The sequence below is a fragment of the Neisseria sp. HMSC073G10 genome (assembly GCF_001812605.1).
Lineage (GTDB): Bacteria > Pseudomonadota > Gammaproteobacteria > Burkholderiales > Neisseriaceae > Neisseria > Neisseria subflava_A.
In genome coordinates, this window is sequence record NZ_KV809528.1 from 57,546 (window position 1) to 75,848 (window position 18,303).

An 18,303-nucleotide genomic window follows, 5' to 3' on the forward strand; every position below is an offset into this window, starting at 1 on the left:
CATGTATAATTGCAAACAATTTGGTTTTCATCCCATAGGAAGATCCGACATGATTAACCCTATCGCTGCACTTTCCCCATTAGATGGCCGCTACGCCAAATCCGTTGAAGCATTGCGTCCGATTTTCTCCGAATACGGCCTGATGCGTGCGCGTGTCAAAGTTGAATTAAACTGGCTCAAAGCCCTTGCCGCCGAGCCTAAAATTGTAGAAGTTCCTGCTTTCAGCGATTTTACGCTTGCCGAAATCGACAAAGTGATCGAAAACTTCTCGCTTGAAGATGCCGCTGCCGTCAAAGCCATTGAGGCGACCACCAATCACGACGTCAAAGCCATCGAATATTGGCTTAAAGAACGCTTCTCCGGCGTGCCTGAAGTGGCTGCTGCCAGCGAGTTCATCCACTTTGCCTGCACCAGTGAAGATATCAACAACCTGTCCCACGCTTTAATGCTGCAAGAAGCGCGTGAGGCTGTTTTGCTACCGAAACTGGCCGAAATTATTGAAAAACTGACCGGCATGGCGCATGAGTTGGCTGCCGTCCCGATGATGAGCCGCACGCATGGCCAGCCTGCTACACCAAGCACACTGGGTAAAGAAATCGCCAATGTCGTGTACCGCCTGCAACGTCAGTTTAAAAACCTGCAAGCGCAAGAGTTCCTCGGCAAAATCAATGGCGCAGTCGGCAACTACAATGCCCATATGGTCGCTTATCCCGATGTGGATTGGGAAACCCATTGCCGCAACTTTGTTGAAATCAGCCTCGGCCTGACCTTCAACCCCTACACCATACAAATCGAGCCGCACGACTATATGGCGGAATTCTTCCAAGCCATCAGCCGTGTCAACACGATTCTGATCGACTTCAACCGCGATGTTTGGGGCTATATTTCTTTGGGTTACTTCAAACAAAAAGTCAAAGCAGGCGAAGTCGGTTCTTCCACCATGCCGCACAAAGTCAATCCGATCGACTTTGAAAATTCCGAAGGCAACCTTGGTATGGCCAATGCCGTATTGGGCTTTTTGTCCGAAAAACTGCCGATTTCCCGTTGGCAGCGCGACCTGACCGACAGCACCGTATTGCGCAATATGGGCGTAGGCGTGGGCTATACCGTATTGGGCTTTGCCGCCCATCTGCGCGGTCTGAACAAGCTTGAACCGAATCCTACCGCCCTTGCTGCCGATTTGGACGCTACTTGGGAGCTGCTGGCTGAGCCGATTCAAACCGTAATGCGTCGTTACGGCGTAGCCAATCCTTACGAGAAACTGAAAGACCTGACACGCGGTAAAGACGGCATTACGCCTGAAGTGTTGAAACTCTTTATCGAGTCGTTGGAAATTCCGGCAGAAGCCAAAGCCAAATTGCTTGAGCTGACCCCTGCGTTGTATGTGGGCAAAGCCGAAGAGTTGGCAAAACGAATTTAAAAGGCTCTTGTAGGGCGCACTTTCTTAGTTATTGAGATTTTTTGATAGATAAGAACCAGCTTTCTACATCCGACAAATTAAAAAGGCCGTCTGAAATCTTTTTCAGACGGCCTTTTTCGATTCAATCCGTTATTTCACTTTGTCTTTCAATGCGCCGTAGCCGGCAGCGTCCATTTCTTCCAAAGGAATGAATTTCAAACTTGCGCCGTTGATGCAGTAGCGCAGGCCGCCTTTGTCTTTCGGGCCGTCGGGGAAGACGTGTCCCAAGTGCGAATCGGCGACATGGCTGCGCACTTCGGTGCGGCGCATGTTGTAGCTGAAATCGTCGTGTTCGGTAACGGCGGAGGCATTAATCGGGTGGGTGAAGCTCGGCCAGCCGCAGCCGGAATCGAATTTGTCGGCAGAGCTGAACAGGGGTTCGCCACTGACGATGTCCACATAAATGCCGGGTTTGAACAAGTGGTCGTATTCGTGGCTGAAGGCGTATTCGGTCGCGCTGTTTTGGGTAACTTGATATTGCTCTTCGGTCAGAAGGCGTTTGAGCTCGGCAGCGCTGGGTTTTTTATACGTTGCCGCGTCAAAGCCTTTGCCTTGCGGGGCGGCTTTGGTTTTGCCCGGCAGCGGTTCGTCGGCTTTGCGGATGTCGATGTGGCAGTAGCCGTTGGGGTTTTTAATCAGGTAATCCTGATGGTATTCCTCGGCGTCGTAGAAGTTTTTCAGCGGCTCGTTTTCGACGACGAGGGGCTGTTGGTATTTTTGCTGCTCGCGTTTGAGGGCGGCGGCGATGACGGCTTTTTCGGCAGGGTCGGTGTAGTACACGCCGCTGCGGTATTGCGTGCCGATGTCGTTGCCCTGTTTGTTGAGGCTGGTTGGATCAACGACGCGGAAGAAATATTGCAGGATATCGTCTAGGCTGAGTTTGTCGGCATCATAGGTGACTTTAACGGTCTCGGCATGGCCCGTATCGCGGTAGGACACGTCTTCGTAGCTTGGGTTTTCCGTTTTGCCGTTGGCGTAGCCGGATACGGCGTCAATCACGCCGTCTATGCGTTGGAAATAGGCTTCCAAGCCCCAAAAGCAGCCACCGGCGAGGTAGATGGTGCGCGTATTCATGATTGCTGAATCCTTTTTCTGTGTGTCGGGTTTGTAAAATGTGTTTTTCAGACGGCCTAAATCGGCATCGGGATCGCGGATTAACGCCAATGCCTGCGCTTCGTTGATGCTGCCTTTGACGATGCGCTGCACGTCGCCGTCTTTGCCGATTAATGCCCACGAAGGGTAAACACTGATATTCAGGCTTTGGGCGATGGTGCCGCCGTTGTCGGTAACGACGGGCAGCTTAGGATAATTCAAACCGGCATACCATTTTTGAAAGTCGCCGTCTTTTTTCTCGTGTAGAAAACCGGGCGAGGCAATGGTAATCAGGTTGGCAGAACCGAATTTTGCATCTTGCGCCCATTTTTCGGTCTGCCCCAGTTCGGACAAACACAAAGGACACCAACTTGCCCAAAATTTAATCAGGGTAGGTTTGTCTTTTTTCAGGAAAACACTGGCAGGGCGGTTGTCAGGGGTTTTTAATGAGGACAATGCCTGCGGTACGGTTGCGGCTTCGGTATCCATCATTTTGGATGAGCAGGCGCCAAGCGCAAGCAGGCAGCCGAACTTGGTGCAAAGTGAAAATAATGTGCGGGGATTCATCTCTATGTTTCCTTTATGGATGGTTTGTTTTGTTAGACGCTGGAAATGCCAAAACCTTACAACCTTGATTTTCAGACGACCTTGCCACGTAAAATACGCTACAATACTCCCTATTTCAAGTTTCTAAAATTAAAAGGAAAATTTAATGTTCAGCTTCTTCCGTCGCAAGAAAAAACAGGAAACTCCGGCTCCTGAGGAGGCTCAAGTTCAGGAAACCGCAGCAAAAGTAGAATCTGAAGTTGCTCAAGTAGTTGAAAATATTAAAGAAGATGCCGAATCTTTGGCAGAAAGCGTCAAAGGGCAGGTCGAATCAGTTGTCGAATCGGCTGTTGAAACTGTCAGCGAAACCGTTGAGCAGGTTCGGGAAGCTTTGACCGAAACGCCGTCTGAAACAGTCGAAAAAGTAGAAGAACACGTTGAAGTGGCAAAAGAAGCGGCCGTTGAAACCGTCAGCGAGGCTGTTGAACAGGATCAAGAAACCGTTGCCGAGATGCCGGCTGAAGCGGCTGAGGCTGCTGAAGAAGCAGCAGAACAGGCTGCGGCGGCAAAAGAAGCAGCCGTTGAAACCGTCAGCGAGACTGTTGAACAGGTAAAGGAAACCGTTGCTGAGATGCCGTCTGAAGTGGCCGAGGCTTTCGAGGAAGCAGCAGAACAGGCCGAAGCAGTCAAAGAAGAAGCTGTTGAAGCAGTTAGCGAAGCTGTCGAGCAAGTTCAAGAAGCCGTTGCGGAAACACCGGCTGAAGCCCCTGCTCCGGCAGAAGAACACAAGCTCAGTTGGGCTGCGCGTTTGAAACAAGGCTTGACCAAATCGCGCGACAAAATGGCAAAATCGTTGGCCGGCGTGTTTGGCGGCGGACAGATCGACGAGGATTTGTACGAAGAGCTGGAAACCGTGCTGATTACCAGTGATATGGGCATGGAAGCCACCGAATACTTGATGAAAGACGTGCGCGACCGCGTCAGCCTCAAAGGCCTCAAAGACGGCAACGAATTGCGCGGTGCGCTGAAAGATGCGTTGTATGACTTGATTAAGCCTCTGGAGAAACCTTTGGTCTTGCCGGAAACCAAGGAGCCTTTCGTGATTATGCTTGCCGGTATCAACGGCGCAGGTAAAACCACGTCTATCGGCAAACTGGCCAAATACTTCCAAGCCCAGGGAAAATCTGTGTTGCTGGCGGCAGGCGATACTTTTCGTGCCGCCGCGCGTGAGCAGCTTCAGGCTTGGGGCGAGCGCAACAATGTGACCGTGATTTCGCAAACCACAGGCGATTCCGCAGCCGTTTGCTTCGATGCCGTCCAAGCCGCCAAAGCGCGCGGCATCGACATCGTGCTGGCCGATACAGCAGGCCGTCTGCCGACCCAGCTTCATTTGATGGAAGAAATCAAAAAAGTGAAGCGCGTGTTGCAAAAAGCCATGCCTGATGCGCCACATGAAATCATCGTCGTGCTTGATGCCAACATCGGTCAAAACGCCGTCAACCAAGTCAAAGCCTTTGACGAAGCTCTGGGTCTGACCGGCCTTATCATAACCAAACTCGACGGTACGGCCAAAGGTGGTATCCTTGCCGCCCTTGCCTCCGACCGCCCTGTTCCTGTCCGCTACATCGGCGTAGGCGAAGGTATCGATGATTTGCGTCCGTTTAATGCCAAAGCGTTTGTGGATGCCCTATTGGATTAAACAGATAGGCTGAGGCTTTGTGAACGCAGTTTGCGGGGGATTTCTGAGCCGTATTTTGAAAGGCTTCGCATTCGGTTGATACCAGCCAAACAGGCTGTTAAAAAGGCCGTCTGAAACCTAAAATCAGGTTTCAGACGGCCTTTATTGATTTGCAGATTTAGTTTTTCCGTGCGGTAACAAACTCGGCCAGTTGGCGCAGGCGCAGGGCTTTGTCGCCGAATGGCTCGATCAGGGCAACGGCTTCTGCAATCAGCGTTTCTGCATAAGTACGCGCAGCGTGCAGGCCCATCAGTTTGACGTAGGTCGGTTTGTCGTTGTCCGAGTCTTTGCCGGCGGTTTTGCCCAAGGTGGCGGTATCGGCTTCGCAGTCCAATACATCGTCGATCACTTGGAAAGCCAGACCCAATTTGGCGGCGTAGTGGTCTAAGGTTTGGATTTGCGCCGGTGTTAAGTCTGGGCAGGAAAGTGCGCCTAAGGCCACGGCCGCGCGGATGAGTGCGCCGGTTTTGAGGCTGTGCATCTGTTCCAATTCAGCCTGATTCATGGCTTTGCCGACATTGGCAAGGTCGATGGCTTGTCCGCCCGCCATGCCGAGGCTGCCCGATGCTTGGGCCAGCGTGGACAACATGGCAAGCTGGCGTTCGGCAGGCAGGCCTGTCGGACGGCTCAGTACATCAAAGGCTTGGGTTTGCAGCGCATCGCCGACCAAAAGGGCGGTTGCTTCATCGTATTGCACATGGCAGGTCGGTTTGCCGCGGCGCAGGCTGTCGTTGTCCATCGCCGGCATATCGTCATGAACCAACGAATAGACGTGCACCATTTCGATGGCCGCCATCGCCTGCTCGACGGCATTTTGGTTTGCTTCGCCCAATTCGGACGCGGCAAGCACCAAGAGCGGGCGCAGCCGTTTGCCGCCGCCGAGGGTAACGTAACGCATGGCTTCGTGCAGCGTGTGCGGCACTTGGCTTTCAGACGGCAAGAAATGCGCCAGCAGCAATTCGGTTTGCGCTTGGGCTTTTTGCTGCCATGTTTTGAGTTCATTCGCCGGGTTCAAGGTTCAACTCCTTCAGTTCGCCGGCATCCAAGACTTGCAGTTTCTGCTCGACTTCCGCCAATTTGGTTTGGCAGTATCTGACCAATTCGTTGCCTTCCTGATAGGCGGCCAGAGCGTCTTCCAGCGGCATTTCGCTGCTTTGCATGGCCTGGGTCAGGGTTTCGAGGCGGGATAAAGCTTCTTCAAAGGATTGGGGGGCGTTTTTTTTCATGGTTTGAAATGATGGGCAGAAAAGGGGAATTGTAGCATTTTTAGATGATGAAGGCCGTCTGAACTGGGATGAAAACGAAATCAAAGATTTCTGTTTCTTTGTTCAGACGGCCTTTTTTCAAACGGAATAACGTTATCAGCCCGGTAAAACGGCTTTTTGATAGTTGAGCGCGATAAACTGCTTCTCGGCATCCAATTCAGTGATTTTGAACAATGCCTGCGATTTAGGCAGCGCGTCAAATGGAATACCGGTCGCGCGCGTGACCAGCGGCAGGCCTTCAATGCGGACGAGGTCCTCTTTGAGGATGGTGGCCGTCAGCTCGCTCGTGCCTTGCTGTTGCAGGTACACGAGGCTCCAGTAGGCTTCCATTTGGCGTTGGAAGTCGGCGTAGGCTGTATAGGCGGCATCAAAGTCGCGCAGCGCGGCGAAAAGCTCGGCATCGCTGTTTTGATACAGCGGCTCGGCAGTATCGTCTATCAGGCTGATCAGCTGCTTTTGGTTGATGTAGTCGGCGGCGCGGCGCAGCGGCGAGGTAAACCAGCCGTAATGCTGCACGCCCATGCCGATGTGCGGCTCGGATTTGGTGCTCATGCGCACTTTGCCTGCCGGTTGGACGCGGAAAAGGCCGGGCAGCTCGTTTTCGTCCAGCATTTGCGCCCAAGTGCTGTTGGCAAGAATCATCATCTCGCTGACCAGCGTATCAATGGGCGAACCGCGTTCGCGGCGGACGACGGATACGTTGCCTTCCTCATCCAATTCGATGCTGTAATCGTATTGCGGCGCACGGTCGGGCTCGTATTTGCCGCGCGCTTTTTGCAGGGCGATGGCGAATTGATAGAACCAAATCAGGTCTTGATGGTGGGCAAACATCATTTCGCCTGCTTTGTCCAAGCCGGTTTCGGCGTTGAAATGTGGCTCGATGGTTTGAATGCGCAGGTTTTCGGCGATGTTGACCGCTTCGATTTTGCAGGTCGGCGCGCCGACGTTGAACTCGCTGTCCACATCGAAATAAATGCTGATGGAAGGGCGGTATGCACCTGCATCAAGGCTGAACGCGGCAATCCAGTTTTCGGGCAACATGGTGATTTTTCCGCCGGGGAAATAAACCGTGCTCAAGCGGTCCATGATGTTTTTTTCCATTTTGTCGCCTTGTTTAATGGCAAGCGACGGTGCGGCGATGTGGATGCCGACGCGTTTCATGCCATTGCCCAAATCGGTCAGGCTTAAAGCGTCGTCCACTTCGGTGGTCGATTCGTCATCAATGGAAAAGGCGGTAACGTCAGCCTTAGGCAAGTCAGGCATTTCAGGAAGCGGAAGGTCGGGGAAGCCTGTTCCTTTAGGGAAGTATTTGATTTCAAACCCGTCTTGCAGGTATTGCGGAATGGACGTAATGCCGCCCGTTTTTTTCGCCAGTTCGTAGGCCGAGGTTTTCAATGCATCGGCGGCTTTGGTAAAGGCTTTGTAGGTCAGCGACTGCTTGTCGGGCGCGTGCAGGATGGTTTTCAGATCCGCTGCGATTTCAGACGGCATCTCGCCGCGTTTCAAGGCTTCCGCCCAAGCGTCGATTTGCGCGTCTTGTTGTTTTTTGCGTTCGATGGCGGCAAGCGCTTGTTTTAAGGTTTCTTCGGGCGCGGCTTTGAACACGCCTTTGGCTTTTTTGTAGAAATACATCGGCGCGGCGTACAGCGCAATCAAAGTCGCCGCCAGCTCGGTTTTGGTCGGCGCATGGCCGTAATATTCTTCGGCGATGGCTTCGGCGGTAAATTCCTCTTCGCCGCATACTTCCCACAATAAATCGGTGTCGATATCCGCCGCCTGTGCCTGCGCGTTTTCCAAAAATGCCGCCATATCGCCGTCAAACTCGGCAAAAACATTGTTTGCTTTCACTTTGGTGCGTTTGCCGTGTTGGGTATCGACTTGGTAGGTGGCGTCGTTTTTTTGGACGATGGAGGCAACTTTGAATTGGCCGGACTCTTCGTAAAAGATATTCATTTTTTAGGATTTTATGATTTGTAGGAAACGCGTGATTTTAGCAGATTTGCACAAGAAAGGCCGTCTGAAAAACATACTTTCAGACGGCCTGTTCAAACGGCGGATGATTAATACTGATATGCCGCCAGTTTGCGTTTGATTTCAGGCAGGGCGGCGCGTGCGGCCTGTTCGCCCAGTTGGATGGCGCGTTGTTTTTGGTCAAAGCCGCCAACCGAACCCAGCTCCAAAACCTGCGGTTTGATGACCACATTGGCTTGGCCCAATTCTTGGCGCAAGGCGGTTTGGCTCATCACGTTGAAGGTTTGGTCAAGATAGGAGAACATACCTTGGCTGACGTTTTTGGCCGGACGGGCGGAAATATCGACGGCAATGATGAAGTTTGCGCCCATTTTTTTCGCCGCGCTGACCGGTACGGGTTGTGACAGACCGCCGTCTACATATTTGCGGCTGCCGATAACGACAGGTTGGAATACGTTTGGAATCGACGCAGAAGCTCGGACAGCTTGTCCGGCATTGCCTACGTTGAACACCACCGGTTTGCCGCTTTCAAAATCGGTCGCAACGGCGGCAAATTTGATGGGGAACTGCTGCATCGGACGGTTGCCGACTTTGCGGTTGATGTAGTTTTGCAGTTTTTCGCCTTTGATGAAGCCGCTGGTGGACAAGGTCAAATCCACCAAATCGGTTTTACCCAAAATTTCCGCTTCCAATTCGAGGCGGTCGGGTGACATTCCCGAAGCGTACATACTGCCGACAATCGAGCCTGCGGATGTACCGGTAACGATTTTGACCGGAATATTGTTTTCTTTCAAAACCTTAATAATCCCGATATGGGCAAAGCCTTTGGATGCGCCGCCGCCCAAAGCCAGCGCAACCGTGGCTTTCGGTTTGGGTGCAGTATGCGAAACCGTATTTTGACCCTGCGTAGAAGGTTTGGATTGCGGCGCGTTGCCACTCGGACAGGCAGCCAATACCAAGACGGACGAAGCGGCTAAAAACGTTTTGAATGTGGAAAAAAGTTTGTTCATGTTCAGACAGTCTTTAATATGTCGAAAGGGTTATTTTACTCTGAAATTAAGTTGAAAGGCCGTCTGAAATCAGGTTTCAGACGGCCTTTTAAATCAAGCTCAAGCCAATTCGAGCTGTTTTTCCAAACTTTCGACCAGTTGGTCGTCCAAATTCAAAGCTTGGGACAAACGGCTCAGGAACACGATTTCCTTGCGCGACAAGTCCGCGCAGACCAATCGGGCCGCCAGATAAGTTTCAGCTGCCAAAGCCTCGTCGCTGCCAACCGAAGCGGCAATTTGCTCGATAGAGGCCGGTTGCTCATATTCCGCCTGCAACCATGCCGCCGTTTCCGCATCGCTGCCGCTTTCACGCTCAATGGCCGCGCGTTCCGCATCGTCAATCAGGCCGTCTGAAGCCGCCGCCGCAATCATCGTTTGCAAAATCACACGGCTGTGGTTTTCACCAATCAGACCGGCAGGTTGGAACGCACTTTGCGGCAATTCGTCCTGCTGGCGGTTTTGTTTCCAGTTTTGATAGCCTTTATAAGCCAGAAAACCCAAAGCGGCGACTGAGCCGGCCTTGACCAGCTTCTTCGCATTTTTCTTTTTCAACAGCATCGATGCCAAAGCACCCGTCAGCGCGCCGCCGCCGAAAGAATTGAGCGGGCTGTCCGCCACCGCTTTGCCGCCTTTTTGAGCCGCACCCAAAACCTGATTGAGCAACTGACTGAAATCCATAAAAAATCTCCTGAAAACAAATACATTGCAAATATAGGGCAGAAACACCAAAAAACCAAGCCAAAGAAAGTTAAAAGGTGCAAACAAGTTTTCAGACGGCCATAGCCGACTTTCGGTACAATCACACCATTCCAAACAATAAACCCCATCATGACCGATACCGCCCAAATCATTACCAGCTATGGCCGCCGCTATATTGTCCGCACCCCCGACGGCCAAACATATGACGCCACCACCCGCAAAAAACGCGTCGATTTCGCCTGCGGCGACCAAGTCCGCATCAGCCCCATCAACGGCGAACAAGTCGTGATTGAAGACTACCTCCCACGCGAAAGCCTGCTCTACCGCCAAGACGCGTGGAAAACCAAACTGATTGCCGCCAATGTTACCCAACTGCTCATCGTAACCGCCGCAAGCCCCTCACCCAGCGAAGCCCTGTTGCAACGCGCCCTCCTCGCAGCCGAAGCGGCCGGTATCGACGTCGTTATCGTCCTCAACAAAGCCGACCTCCCCGAAACCGCCCAATGGCGCGAGAAACTCAAATTCTACGAAACCCTCGGCTACTCCGTGGTCGAAACCAACGCATTGGAAAACGCCGACATCCTGCGTCCCATTTTAGAAGGGCACACCAACATCCTGCTCGGACAAAGCGGCATGGGCAAGTCCACCCTGACCAACGCCCTACTCGGCAACCAAGCCGCCCGAACCGGCGACATTTCCACCGCGCTCGACTCCGGCAAACACACCACCACCCACGCCCAACTATACGATTTAAACGTAGAAACCCGACTCATTGACTCCCCCGGCCTGCAAGAATTCGGCCTGCACCATCTCCAAGCCGCCGATTTATTGCAATACTTCCCCGACCTGCGCCACCTCATCGGACAGTGCCGTTTCCACAACTGCACCCACCGTGCCGAACCCGGCTGCGCCGTCAAAGCCGCTGCCGAATCAGGCGAAGCCAAACCCGAGCGTATCGAATTTCTGCAACGCGTTACCGATGAATTATTGAAATAAAGTTTTAACGGAAATAAGCGTTTGGATAAATAAAAAGGCCGTCTGAAAAATTCAGACGGCCTTTTGTTGAAGCATAACCAAATTTACCTTTCAACCGGTATCGCTACCTTAGCGGGAAAGAGAAGGTGCTTTTCGTGGCGGATTGATCATGAGAAGCACGGCTTCTTCAATTTGTTTGTCCTCCCGATCATGGAGCTCTACCGGAAACTTCAGACGCAACACTGTAACAATAGCGCCAACCGATAAGCCTGCATCATGAAGCAACTCAATTTCTTTAAGTACCGGTGCGGAAAGGTTTAACATGGTTTCTCCTTAAGATTTGATACTTAGCCCACTTTATCCCCGGGCTGTGCGCCTGCGTCAACGTCGAGGAGCTTCAGTTTGCCCTCTGCCGTGGCGGCGGAGAGGATCATGCCTTCGGATACGCCGAATTTTGCCATTTTGCGCGGGGCGAAGTTGGCGACGGCAATGACCATGCGGCCGTTCAATTCGGCAGGATTTGGGTAAGACGCGGCGATGCCGGAGAAGATGATGCGTTTTTCAAAACCGAAATCGAGGTCGAATTTCAAAAGTTTGGTGCTGCCTTCGACGGCTTTGCAGTTCAGTACTTTGGCGACGCGCATGTCGATTTTCATAAAGTCGTCAAAGCTCGCTTGTTCGGCGACTTTTTCGTATTTGCTCTCTTCGGCGGCAGGCGCGGCTGCGGCGGCGATGCTTTGTTTATTGGCTTCGATTAAATCGTCCACTTGTTTTTGCTCCACTCGTTGCATTAAATGTTCGTATTTGTTGATGGCGTGTTCGCCCAAGGTTTCGCGTGTATTTGCCCAAGTGATGGCTTCCAAATTCAGGAATTTGGCGGCGTTTTCGGCCACTTTCGGCAAGACGGGGGCGAGGTAGGCGGTCAACATGGTAAAGGCGTTGATGAGCTCGCTGCATACTTCGTGCAGGCGTGCGTCTTGGCCTTCTTGTTTCGCCAGTTCCCAAGGTTTGTTGGCATCAACGTATTCATTGACAATGTCTGCCAAGGCCATGATGTCGCGCAGGGTTTTGGCGTATTCGCGGCTTTCGTAGCATTCGGCAATGGCTTCGCTTTGTGCGGTCAGTTTTGCCAGCAATTCGCTGTCGGCAACGTCTTTCAGACGGCCTTCAAAGCGTTTGGCGATGAAACCTGACGCGCGGGCGGCGATGTTGACGTATTTTCCGACGAGGTCGCTGTTGACGCGGCTGATAAAGTCTTGCAGGTTCAAATCGATGTCTTCGATTTTGCTGTTGAGTTTGGCGGCGATGTAGTAGCGCATCCACTCGGGGTTCAGGCCTTGTTCCAGATAGGATTTGGCGGTGATGAAGGTGCCGCGCGATTTGGACATTTTTTGTCCGTCCACGGTCAAAAAGCCGTGTGCGTACACGCCGGTCGGGGCGCGGTGGCCGGAGAAATGCAGCATAGCAGGCCAGAACAGGGCGTGGAAATAGAGAATATCTTTGCCGATGAAGTGGTACATCTCGGTTTGGCTGTCGGCTTTGAAGTATTCGTCAAAATCGATGCCGATGCGGTCGCACAGGTTTTTAAACGACGCCATGTAGCCGACGGGCGCGTCCAGCCAGACGTAGAAGTATTTGCCCGGCGCATCGGGGATTTCAAAACCGAAATACGGCGCGTCGCGGGAAATGTCCCAGTCGGACAGGGTGGTTTCTTCGCCTTCGCCCAGCCATTCTTTCATTTTGTTGAGGGCTTCGGGTTGCAGATGAGGCTTGCCGTCGTGCGGATTGTTGCCGGAAGTCCATGCTTTGAGGAAGTCGGCGCATTCTCCCAGTTTGAAGAAGAAGTGTTCGGATTCGCGCAATTCGGGTTTGGCACCGGAAACGGCGGAATACGGGTTGATCAGTTCGGTCGGGGAATAGGTCGTACCGCAGACTTCGCAGTTGTCACCGTATTGGTCTTGGGCGTGGCATTTCGGGCATTCGCCTTTGACGAAGCGGTCGGGCAGGAACATTTGTTTTTCGGGGTCGAAAAGCTGCTCGATGACGCGGCTCTCAATCTTGCCGTTGGCTTTCAGCGCGCGGTAAATGTCTTGGGAAAACTGTTTGTTTTCAGGGGAATGGGTGCTGTAATAATTGTCGTAGCCGATGTTGAAACCGGTAAAGTCGGCGAGGTGCTCTTCGCGCACTTTGGCAATCATGTCTTCAGGCGCGATGCCTTGTTTTTGCGCAGCAAGCATCACGGGCGTGCCGTGGGTGTCGTCGGCGCAGCAGTAGTAGCATTCGTGGCCGCGCAGTTTTTGGAAGCGTACCCAAACGTCGGTTTGGATGTGTTCGACCATGTGGCCGAGGTGGATGCTGCCGTTGGCATACGGCAGCGCGGAAGTGACAAGGATTTTGCGTGTCATGGTTCGTGCTTTTAAAAACAATGGATAAAGATGTCGGGAATTATACCGCAAAACAATAGGCAAAGGCCGTCTGAAACCCGATTGCCGGTGTTTCAGACGGCCTTTTATTTATCGGCTGCGTATGGGATTAACCGCGTACGCGTTCGATTTTTGCGCCTACGCCGCCGAGTTTTTTCTCGATGTATTCATAGCCGCGGTCGAGGTGGTAGATGCGTTCGACGATGGTTTCGCCATCTGCGACCAAACCTGCCATGACGAGGCTGGCGGAGGCGCGCAGGTCGGTTGCCATCACGACGGCACCGGAGAGTTTTTCTACGCCTTTGATGTAGGCGGTGTTGCCTTCGGTGGTGATGTCTGCGCCCATGCGGTTGAGTTCGGGAACATGCATGAAGCGGTTTTCAAAAATGGTTTCTACCACGCGGCTGCTGCCTTCGGCAATGGCGTTCATGGCCATAAACTGCGCCTGCATGTCGGTTGGGAAGCCTGGGTGGACGACGGTGCGGATGTCCACGGCTTTGGGGCGTTGTTGCATGTCGATGGAAATCCAGTTGTCGCCTGCTTCGATGATAGCGCCGGCTTCGGTCAGTTTGTCCAATACGACTTCCATGGTTTTGGGGGCGGCATTGCGCAGGACGACTTTGCCGCCGGTCATGGCGACGGCGCAGAGGAAGGTACCGGCTTCGATACGGTCGGGAACGACGCTGTGTTCGCAGCCGTGCAGCTCTTTTACGCCTTCGATGGTCATGGTTGCTGTACCGATGCCGCTGATTTTTGCGCCCATTTTGACGAGGCATTCAGCCAAATCGACGACTTCGGGTTCGATGGCGCAGTTTTCGAGGATGGTGGTGCCTTCGGCAAGTGTGGCTGCCATCAGCAGATTTTCAGTACCGCCTACGGTCACGACATCCATGGTGACGCGCGTGCCTTTCAGACGGCCTTTGGCTTTGACGTAACCGTGTTCGATGGTGATTTCCGCACCCATGGTTTCGAGGCCTTTGAGGTGTTGGTCAACCGGGCGCGAACCGATGGCGCAGCCGCCGGGCAGGCTGACTTGGGCTTCGCCGAAGCGGGCAAGGGTCGGGCCCAAAACCAAGATGGATGCGCGCATGGTTTTTACCAGCTCGTAAGGTGCGCAGGTGTTGTTGACGGTGCCGCCGTTGATTTCAAATTCGGAGATGTTGTCGGTCAAAACGCGTGCGCCCATGCCTTGCAGCAGTTTTTGGGTGGTTTTGACGTCGGCGAGCATGGGTACGTTTTTCAAGCGTAAAGTGCCGGAAGTCAGCAGGCCGGCACACATCAGCGGCAGGGCGGCGTTTTTTGCGCCGGATACGATGATTTCGCCGTTGAGGGGGCCATTGGCAGAGATTTTGAGTTTGTCCACAGGATGTCTTTCGTTATTTGTCTGCACGGCTTATGCCGCACAAATGAAATGAGATGAATAATAAACCATCAATTATAAGGGATTATGCCCTTGCTGTTAGATTTGGCAGTATTAAATTTTCACAAGGTTTGTTTAAGTTGCGAAAGGATAAGATTTCAGGCCGTCTGAATGGTTCAGACGGCCTGTTTGCCAAGGCTTATTTTTTGGCTTTGAAGCCTAAGAGGTGTTGCGTGGTGGCCAGCCATGCGCCGAATACGCCCAGCGCGATGACGAAGCCGAATACCAGCGACACTTCGCTAAATGTGAAGAAACGCCAGCCGATGTTCAGGCCGTAGGGTTTGAAAATTGCGTCCACCAGCGGCCGTACTTCGGCCAAAAGCCAAGCCGACAAGCCCAAGCTGACGGCGGCGGAGAAAATACTCTGCCACATTGCCTGATAAAGGAAAGGACGGCGGATGAAGGAAGCGGGCGCCCCCAACAGCTTGGTGATTTCCAACTCTTCTTTGCGGCTGAGGATTTGCAGGCGGATGGTGTTGTGTGCCACCAAGACAAAGGCCATGCCCAAAGTCAGCGAGAGGAACCATAAAATCTTGCGGATAAATTCATTAATACGATAAAGGGTTTGTACCCATTCGGTATCCATGGTTGCCGATTCGACGCGCGGCAGTTTGGTAATGTCTTTATAGATGGCCTGCATCTGATCCGGAGAAGTGGCAGGGTCGGGCGTAACGATAAAGACATCGGGCAACGGGTTGCCATCGAGCATGGAAACGAGGTTTTGGTCGAGATTGGTCTGCAATTCTTCCAAACCTTCCTGCTTGCTGATAAAGCGGACTTTATCGATACGGCTGTCGCGTTGGAGCAGGTTTTTCACCGTATCGGCATCAGAACTTGCCGCATCGGTGTCCATATAAACCGTAATTTGCGGCGATTCGTTGAGTTTGCCCAATACGCTTTGTCCGCTTTGGATGCCCAAATACATAAACAGCGGCAAGGTCATGGCAACGGCAAGCATGAGCAGGGTCAGCAGCGTGCCGATGGGTTGGCGTAGAAGCTCTTTGAGCGCGGCGCGCGCTGATTCGACGTGTAGCGAGATGTAATGAATCATGCTCATGCGAGGCGTCCTTTCTGCAGGCGCAAGACGCGGTGGCCGTAATCTGCCATCAGCGTTTCATCGTGCGCCGCAACAATCACGGTCGTGCCTGCTTCATGGAAGGTTTTGAACAATTCCATAATATCCAGCGCATAGGCGCGGTCGAGGCTGGCGGACGGCTCGTCGGCAATCAGCAGGCTGGGTTGGTGAACCACTGCGCGCGCGATGCACAAGCGCTGTTGTTCGCCACCGGACAAAGTGATGGGCATATCGTTTTCGCGGCCTTTCAAGCCGACTTTCTCAATCGCAATACGCGCGCGCTCTTCCGCTTTGCGCGGCTGGTAGCCGCTAATCCGCAAAGGCAGGATAACGTTTTGCAAGACATTGCGGTCGTAGAGGATTTTGTGGTCTTGGAAGACAATGCCGATATGTTGGCGCATAAAGCCGATCTGATTGTCGCTCAAGGTGCCGAGGTCTTGATTATTGAACCAAACCTTGCCTTTGGTAGGCTTGGTAATGCCTGAAATCAGCTTCAAAATGGTGGATTTGCCCGAGCCCGAATGGCCGGCGATAAAAATCATCTCACCTTTGTTAATCTGGAAACTGACATTTTTCAGGGCTTCGAAACCGCCGGGATAGGTTTTGGAAACTTGTTCGAAACGGATCATGGGTTTTCCTGAAAATAGGGATTCAGACGGCCGGCGTCATCGATAGGGCAACATGCCGTCTGAAAAAATGGGGATATTCACAGATTATAAATATTTCGGCTGCTTTTTGATAGTGAAACCCCGGTTCTGCCGGCGGAGACACTGCCGGTTTGCAACACAAAGCAATATGGTTTGAAATAAAGGCCGTCTGAACGATTGGGTTTCAGACGGCCTCGGTATCAGCGTAGGTGAAGCACCTATCCGCTGTTTTATTTACATTTGGTTTTGGCCAAATTCACGGCGGCGGTCAGGCTTTTTTCGTTGACTTCGCCGGTGATGGTTTGTTTGTAGCCGCATTTCGGCGCTTCGACGACTGTGAAGGGCAGTACGCCGACGTTGTTGCCGTGGGCTTTCATGAAGTTGCGGCTGTTGGCGCCGGTGTAACGCCAAATCGGGTAGCTGACCGGCGTTTGTTTCAGGAACTTGCCGATGTTGTCGGTTGTATCCAGCGCGATGCCGACCATATCGACGCTGCCTTTTTTCTGCGCTTTGTACCATGCGGACATGGCGGGCATTTCTTTACGGCAGGGGCCGCACCAGGTTGCCCAAAGGTTGACCACGCGCACGGGGGCTTTGAGCGACTCCAGGCTTTGCGGTTTGTTGTCCTGCCAACCTGCCGTTTCGTCGGCGGCAAAGGCCGGCGCAGCGGTAAAAACGGTGGCGGACAAGAGAAGGGCGGTTAAGGCTTTCATGGTTGTATCCTTGAGGTTGCCAATCGAAATTGTGTTTATTGTAAAACGGTTTGGTGGGCATGCCTACCGATTCACATCAAGATATCAGGTAAAAAGTTTGAGTAAAAATCAGTTGCAGACGATAATAACCGCAATCATTGAATGATTTTGCAATAATACGGAGACTTTCATGCCGTCTGAATTCACACTTTATCACAACCCGCGTTGCAGCAAATCGCGTGCCGCGCTGGCTTTGCTCGAAGAAAAAGGCGTTGCCGCCGACGTAGTCAAATATCTGGATACCGCGCCCGATTTGGCGACTTTGCAGGATATGTTTGCCAAACTCGGCATCGAGTCGGTGCGCGGCATGATGCGCACGAAAGACGATTTGTACAAAGAATTGGGTTTGGACAATCCCGATTTGGACAATGCCGCCCTGCTTCAGGCAATCGCCGAACACCCTGCCCTGCTTGAGCGTCCCGTTTTGGTAACGCCTACGCGCGCAGCCATCGGCCGTCCGTTGGAAAACATTGCCGCCCTACTCGGCTGACGGGGTTGGATAAGGCCGTCTGAAGATGATTTCCCTGCTTAAAAGCCGCAATGGCTTGCGATACTACCTATTTCGCGGCCTTGCTTTGAGCGTTTTGTTGGTGTGCGGTATTTTTTTGAGTGGCACATGGCAGATTTACCGGACAGGTTTGCAAACCTTGCCGAAGGACGCTCATGCCGATGCGGCGGTAGTGTTGGGTGCGGCGGCGTGGGACAAACGCCCGTCGCCGGTGTTCCGTGAGCGCATCAACCACGCCATCACGCTCTACCAAAGCCATCGGGTCGGCAAAATCATTTTCACCGGCGGTACGCCCAAAAAAGGATTCATGACCGAAGCCGAAGTGGGGCGCCGATACGCGCTCAAGCAGGGCATACCGGCGCACAATATCCTGTTTGAAAACACGTCGCGCAACACTTACGAAAACCTGCGCAATATCGTCCCCATCATGCACGCCAACGGAGTCGGCAGCATTATCGTTGTCAGCGACCCGTATCATTTGGCGCGCGCCGAAGAAATGGCCGCCGATTTAGGCTTGTCAGACGCGCAGTTCTCCGCCACACCGACCACGCGCTTTGATGAGCGCAGCAAGAAAGCCAAGTTCCTGATGCAGGAGAGCTATTCTTTGTTTCTCTACCGTATCGGCAAATGGAGCGATGCGGTTTGGAATTGGATAGGTGGTTGAGCTGATGGGAATAAAAGGCC

General features: G+C 52.8%; 17 protein-coding genes. 5 read left to right on the top strand and 12 right to left on the bottom strand.

The features are described from left to right. The first annotated feature begins 49 nt into the window (after positions 1-49). On the top strand, positions 50-1,420 hold the full coding sequence (gene purB, locus HMPREF2865_RS06245) for an adenylosuccinate lyase (RefSeq protein WP_070646460.1): 1,371 nt from the start codon (positions 50-52) through the stop codon (positions 1,418-1,420). Between the two features lie 129 nt (positions 1,421-1,549). Here purB and msrAB read toward each other — a convergent pair whose 3' ends face one another. Continuing rightward, positions 1,550-3,118, bottom strand: a complete 1,569-nt coding sequence (gene msrAB / locus HMPREF2865_RS06250) for a bifunctional peptide-methionine (S)-S-oxide reductase MsrA/peptide-methionine (R)-S-oxide reductase MsrB (RefSeq protein WP_070646461.1) — start codon at positions 3,116-3,118, stop codon at positions 1,550-1,552. A 145-nt stretch (positions 3,119-3,263) separates the two neighbouring features. Here msrAB and ftsY point away from each other — a divergent pair, with 145 nt between their 5' ends. Then, entirely contained in the window at positions 3,264-4,796 is a 1,533-nt protein-coding gene (ftsY, locus tag HMPREF2865_RS06255) for a signal recognition particle-docking protein FtsY (RefSeq protein WP_141752526.1), read from the top strand. Between the two features lie 157 nt (positions 4,797-4,953). Here the strand turns inward: ftsY and HMPREF2865_RS06260 are convergent, their stop codons facing one another. From HMPREF2865_RS06260 to HMPREF2865_RS06280, 5 genes are all read right to left on the bottom strand, one after another. Beyond that, positions 4,954-5,850: a polyprenyl synthetase family protein gene (locus tag HMPREF2865_RS06260; RefSeq protein ID WP_070646462.1), complete on the bottom strand. Its 897-nt coding sequence runs from the start codon at positions 5,848-5,850 to the stop codon at positions 4,954-4,956. Then, positions 5,834-6,061 carry an exodeoxyribonuclease VII small subunit gene (locus tag HMPREF2865_RS06265; protein WP_003681131.1) on the bottom strand — a complete coding sequence of 76 codons (228 nt, stop codon included), beginning with the start codon at positions 6,059-6,061 and terminating at the stop codon, positions 5,834-5,836. The genes HMPREF2865_RS06260 and HMPREF2865_RS06265 overlap by 17 nt, the downstream gene beginning before the upstream one ends. A 135-nt stretch (positions 6,062-6,196) precedes the next feature. Beyond that, positions 6,197-8,053: a ribonuclease catalytic domain-containing protein gene (locus HMPREF2865_RS06270; RefSeq protein WP_070646463.1), complete on the bottom strand. Its 1,857-nt coding sequence runs from the start codon at positions 8,051-8,053 to the stop codon at positions 6,197-6,199. Between the two features lie 107 nt (positions 8,054-8,160). Next, positions 8,161-9,081, bottom strand: coding sequence for a patatin-like phospholipase family protein (locus HMPREF2865_RS06275; protein WP_070584461.1), 921 nt, complete (start codon positions 9,079-9,081; stop codon positions 8,161-8,163). Between the two features lie 99 nt (positions 9,082-9,180). Then, complete coding sequence (locus tag HMPREF2865_RS06280) at positions 9,181-9,798, bottom strand: tellurite resistance TerB family protein (protein WP_070646464.1); 618 nt, start codon at positions 9,796-9,798, stop codon at positions 9,181-9,183. 150 nt (positions 9,799-9,948) lie between these two features. Between HMPREF2865_RS06280 and rsgA the strand changes: the two genes are divergently transcribed. Further along, a complete protein-coding gene (gene rsgA, locus HMPREF2865_RS06285) occupies positions 9,949-10,815 on the top strand; it encodes a ribosome small subunit-dependent GTPase A (protein ID WP_070646465.1) in 867 nt (288 codons plus the stop codon). Between the two features lie 108 nt (positions 10,816-10,923). On the opposite strand, the gene HMPREF2865_RS06290 is transcribed toward rsgA, so the two are convergent. The 6 genes from HMPREF2865_RS06290 to HMPREF2865_RS06315 form a co-directional block, all read right to left on the bottom strand. Next, the gene (locus HMPREF2865_RS06290; protein ID WP_049349216.1) at positions 10,924-11,118 is read right to left on the bottom strand and encodes a hypothetical protein; all 195 of its coding nucleotides are present in this window, start codon (positions 11,116-11,118) and stop codon (positions 10,924-10,926) included. A 23-nt stretch (positions 11,119-11,141) separates the two neighbouring features. Continuing rightward, positions 11,142-13,199 (bottom strand): methionine--tRNA ligase, encoded by a 2,058-nt coding sequence (gene metG, locus HMPREF2865_RS06295; RefSeq protein WP_070646466.1) that lies wholly within the window; start codon positions 13,197-13,199, stop codon positions 11,142-11,144. Positions 13,200-13,326: 127 nt separating this feature from the next. Beyond that, a complete protein-coding gene (gene murA / locus HMPREF2865_RS06300; RefSeq protein ID WP_049333045.1) occupies positions 13,327-14,580 on the bottom strand; it encodes a UDP-N-acetylglucosamine 1-carboxyvinyltransferase in 1,254 nt (417 codons plus the stop codon). Positions 14,581-14,776: 196 nt separating this feature from the next. Beyond that, complete coding sequence (ftsX, locus tag HMPREF2865_RS06305) at positions 14,777-15,694, bottom strand: permease-like cell division protein FtsX (RefSeq protein WP_003747810.1); 918 nt, start codon at positions 15,692-15,694, stop codon at positions 14,777-14,779. Continuing rightward, positions 15,691-16,341, bottom strand: coding sequence for a cell division ATP-binding protein FtsE (gene ftsE, locus HMPREF2865_RS06310; RefSeq protein WP_003681151.1), 651 nt, complete (start codon positions 16,339-16,341; stop codon positions 15,691-15,693). Before ftsE ends, ftsX begins: the two co-directional genes overlap by 4 nt. A gap of 248 nt (positions 16,342-16,589) precedes the next feature. Further along, entirely contained in the window at positions 16,590-17,072 is a 483-nt protein-coding gene (locus tag HMPREF2865_RS06315) for a TlpA disulfide reductase family protein (protein WP_049349226.1), read from the bottom strand. Between the two features lie 169 nt (positions 17,073-17,241). On the opposite strand from HMPREF2865_RS06315, the gene arsC reads away from it, so the two are divergent. Then, complete coding sequence (arsC, locus tag HMPREF2865_RS06320; protein ID WP_004519164.1) at positions 17,242-17,601, top strand: arsenate reductase (glutaredoxin); 360 nt, start codon at positions 17,242-17,244, stop codon at positions 17,599-17,601. A 25-nt stretch (positions 17,602-17,626) separates the two neighbouring features. Next, positions 17,627-18,283, top strand: coding sequence for a YdcF family protein (locus HMPREF2865_RS06325; protein ID WP_070584448.1), 657 nt, complete (start codon positions 17,627-17,629; stop codon positions 18,281-18,283). Positions 18,284-18,303: the final 20 nt, after the last annotated feature.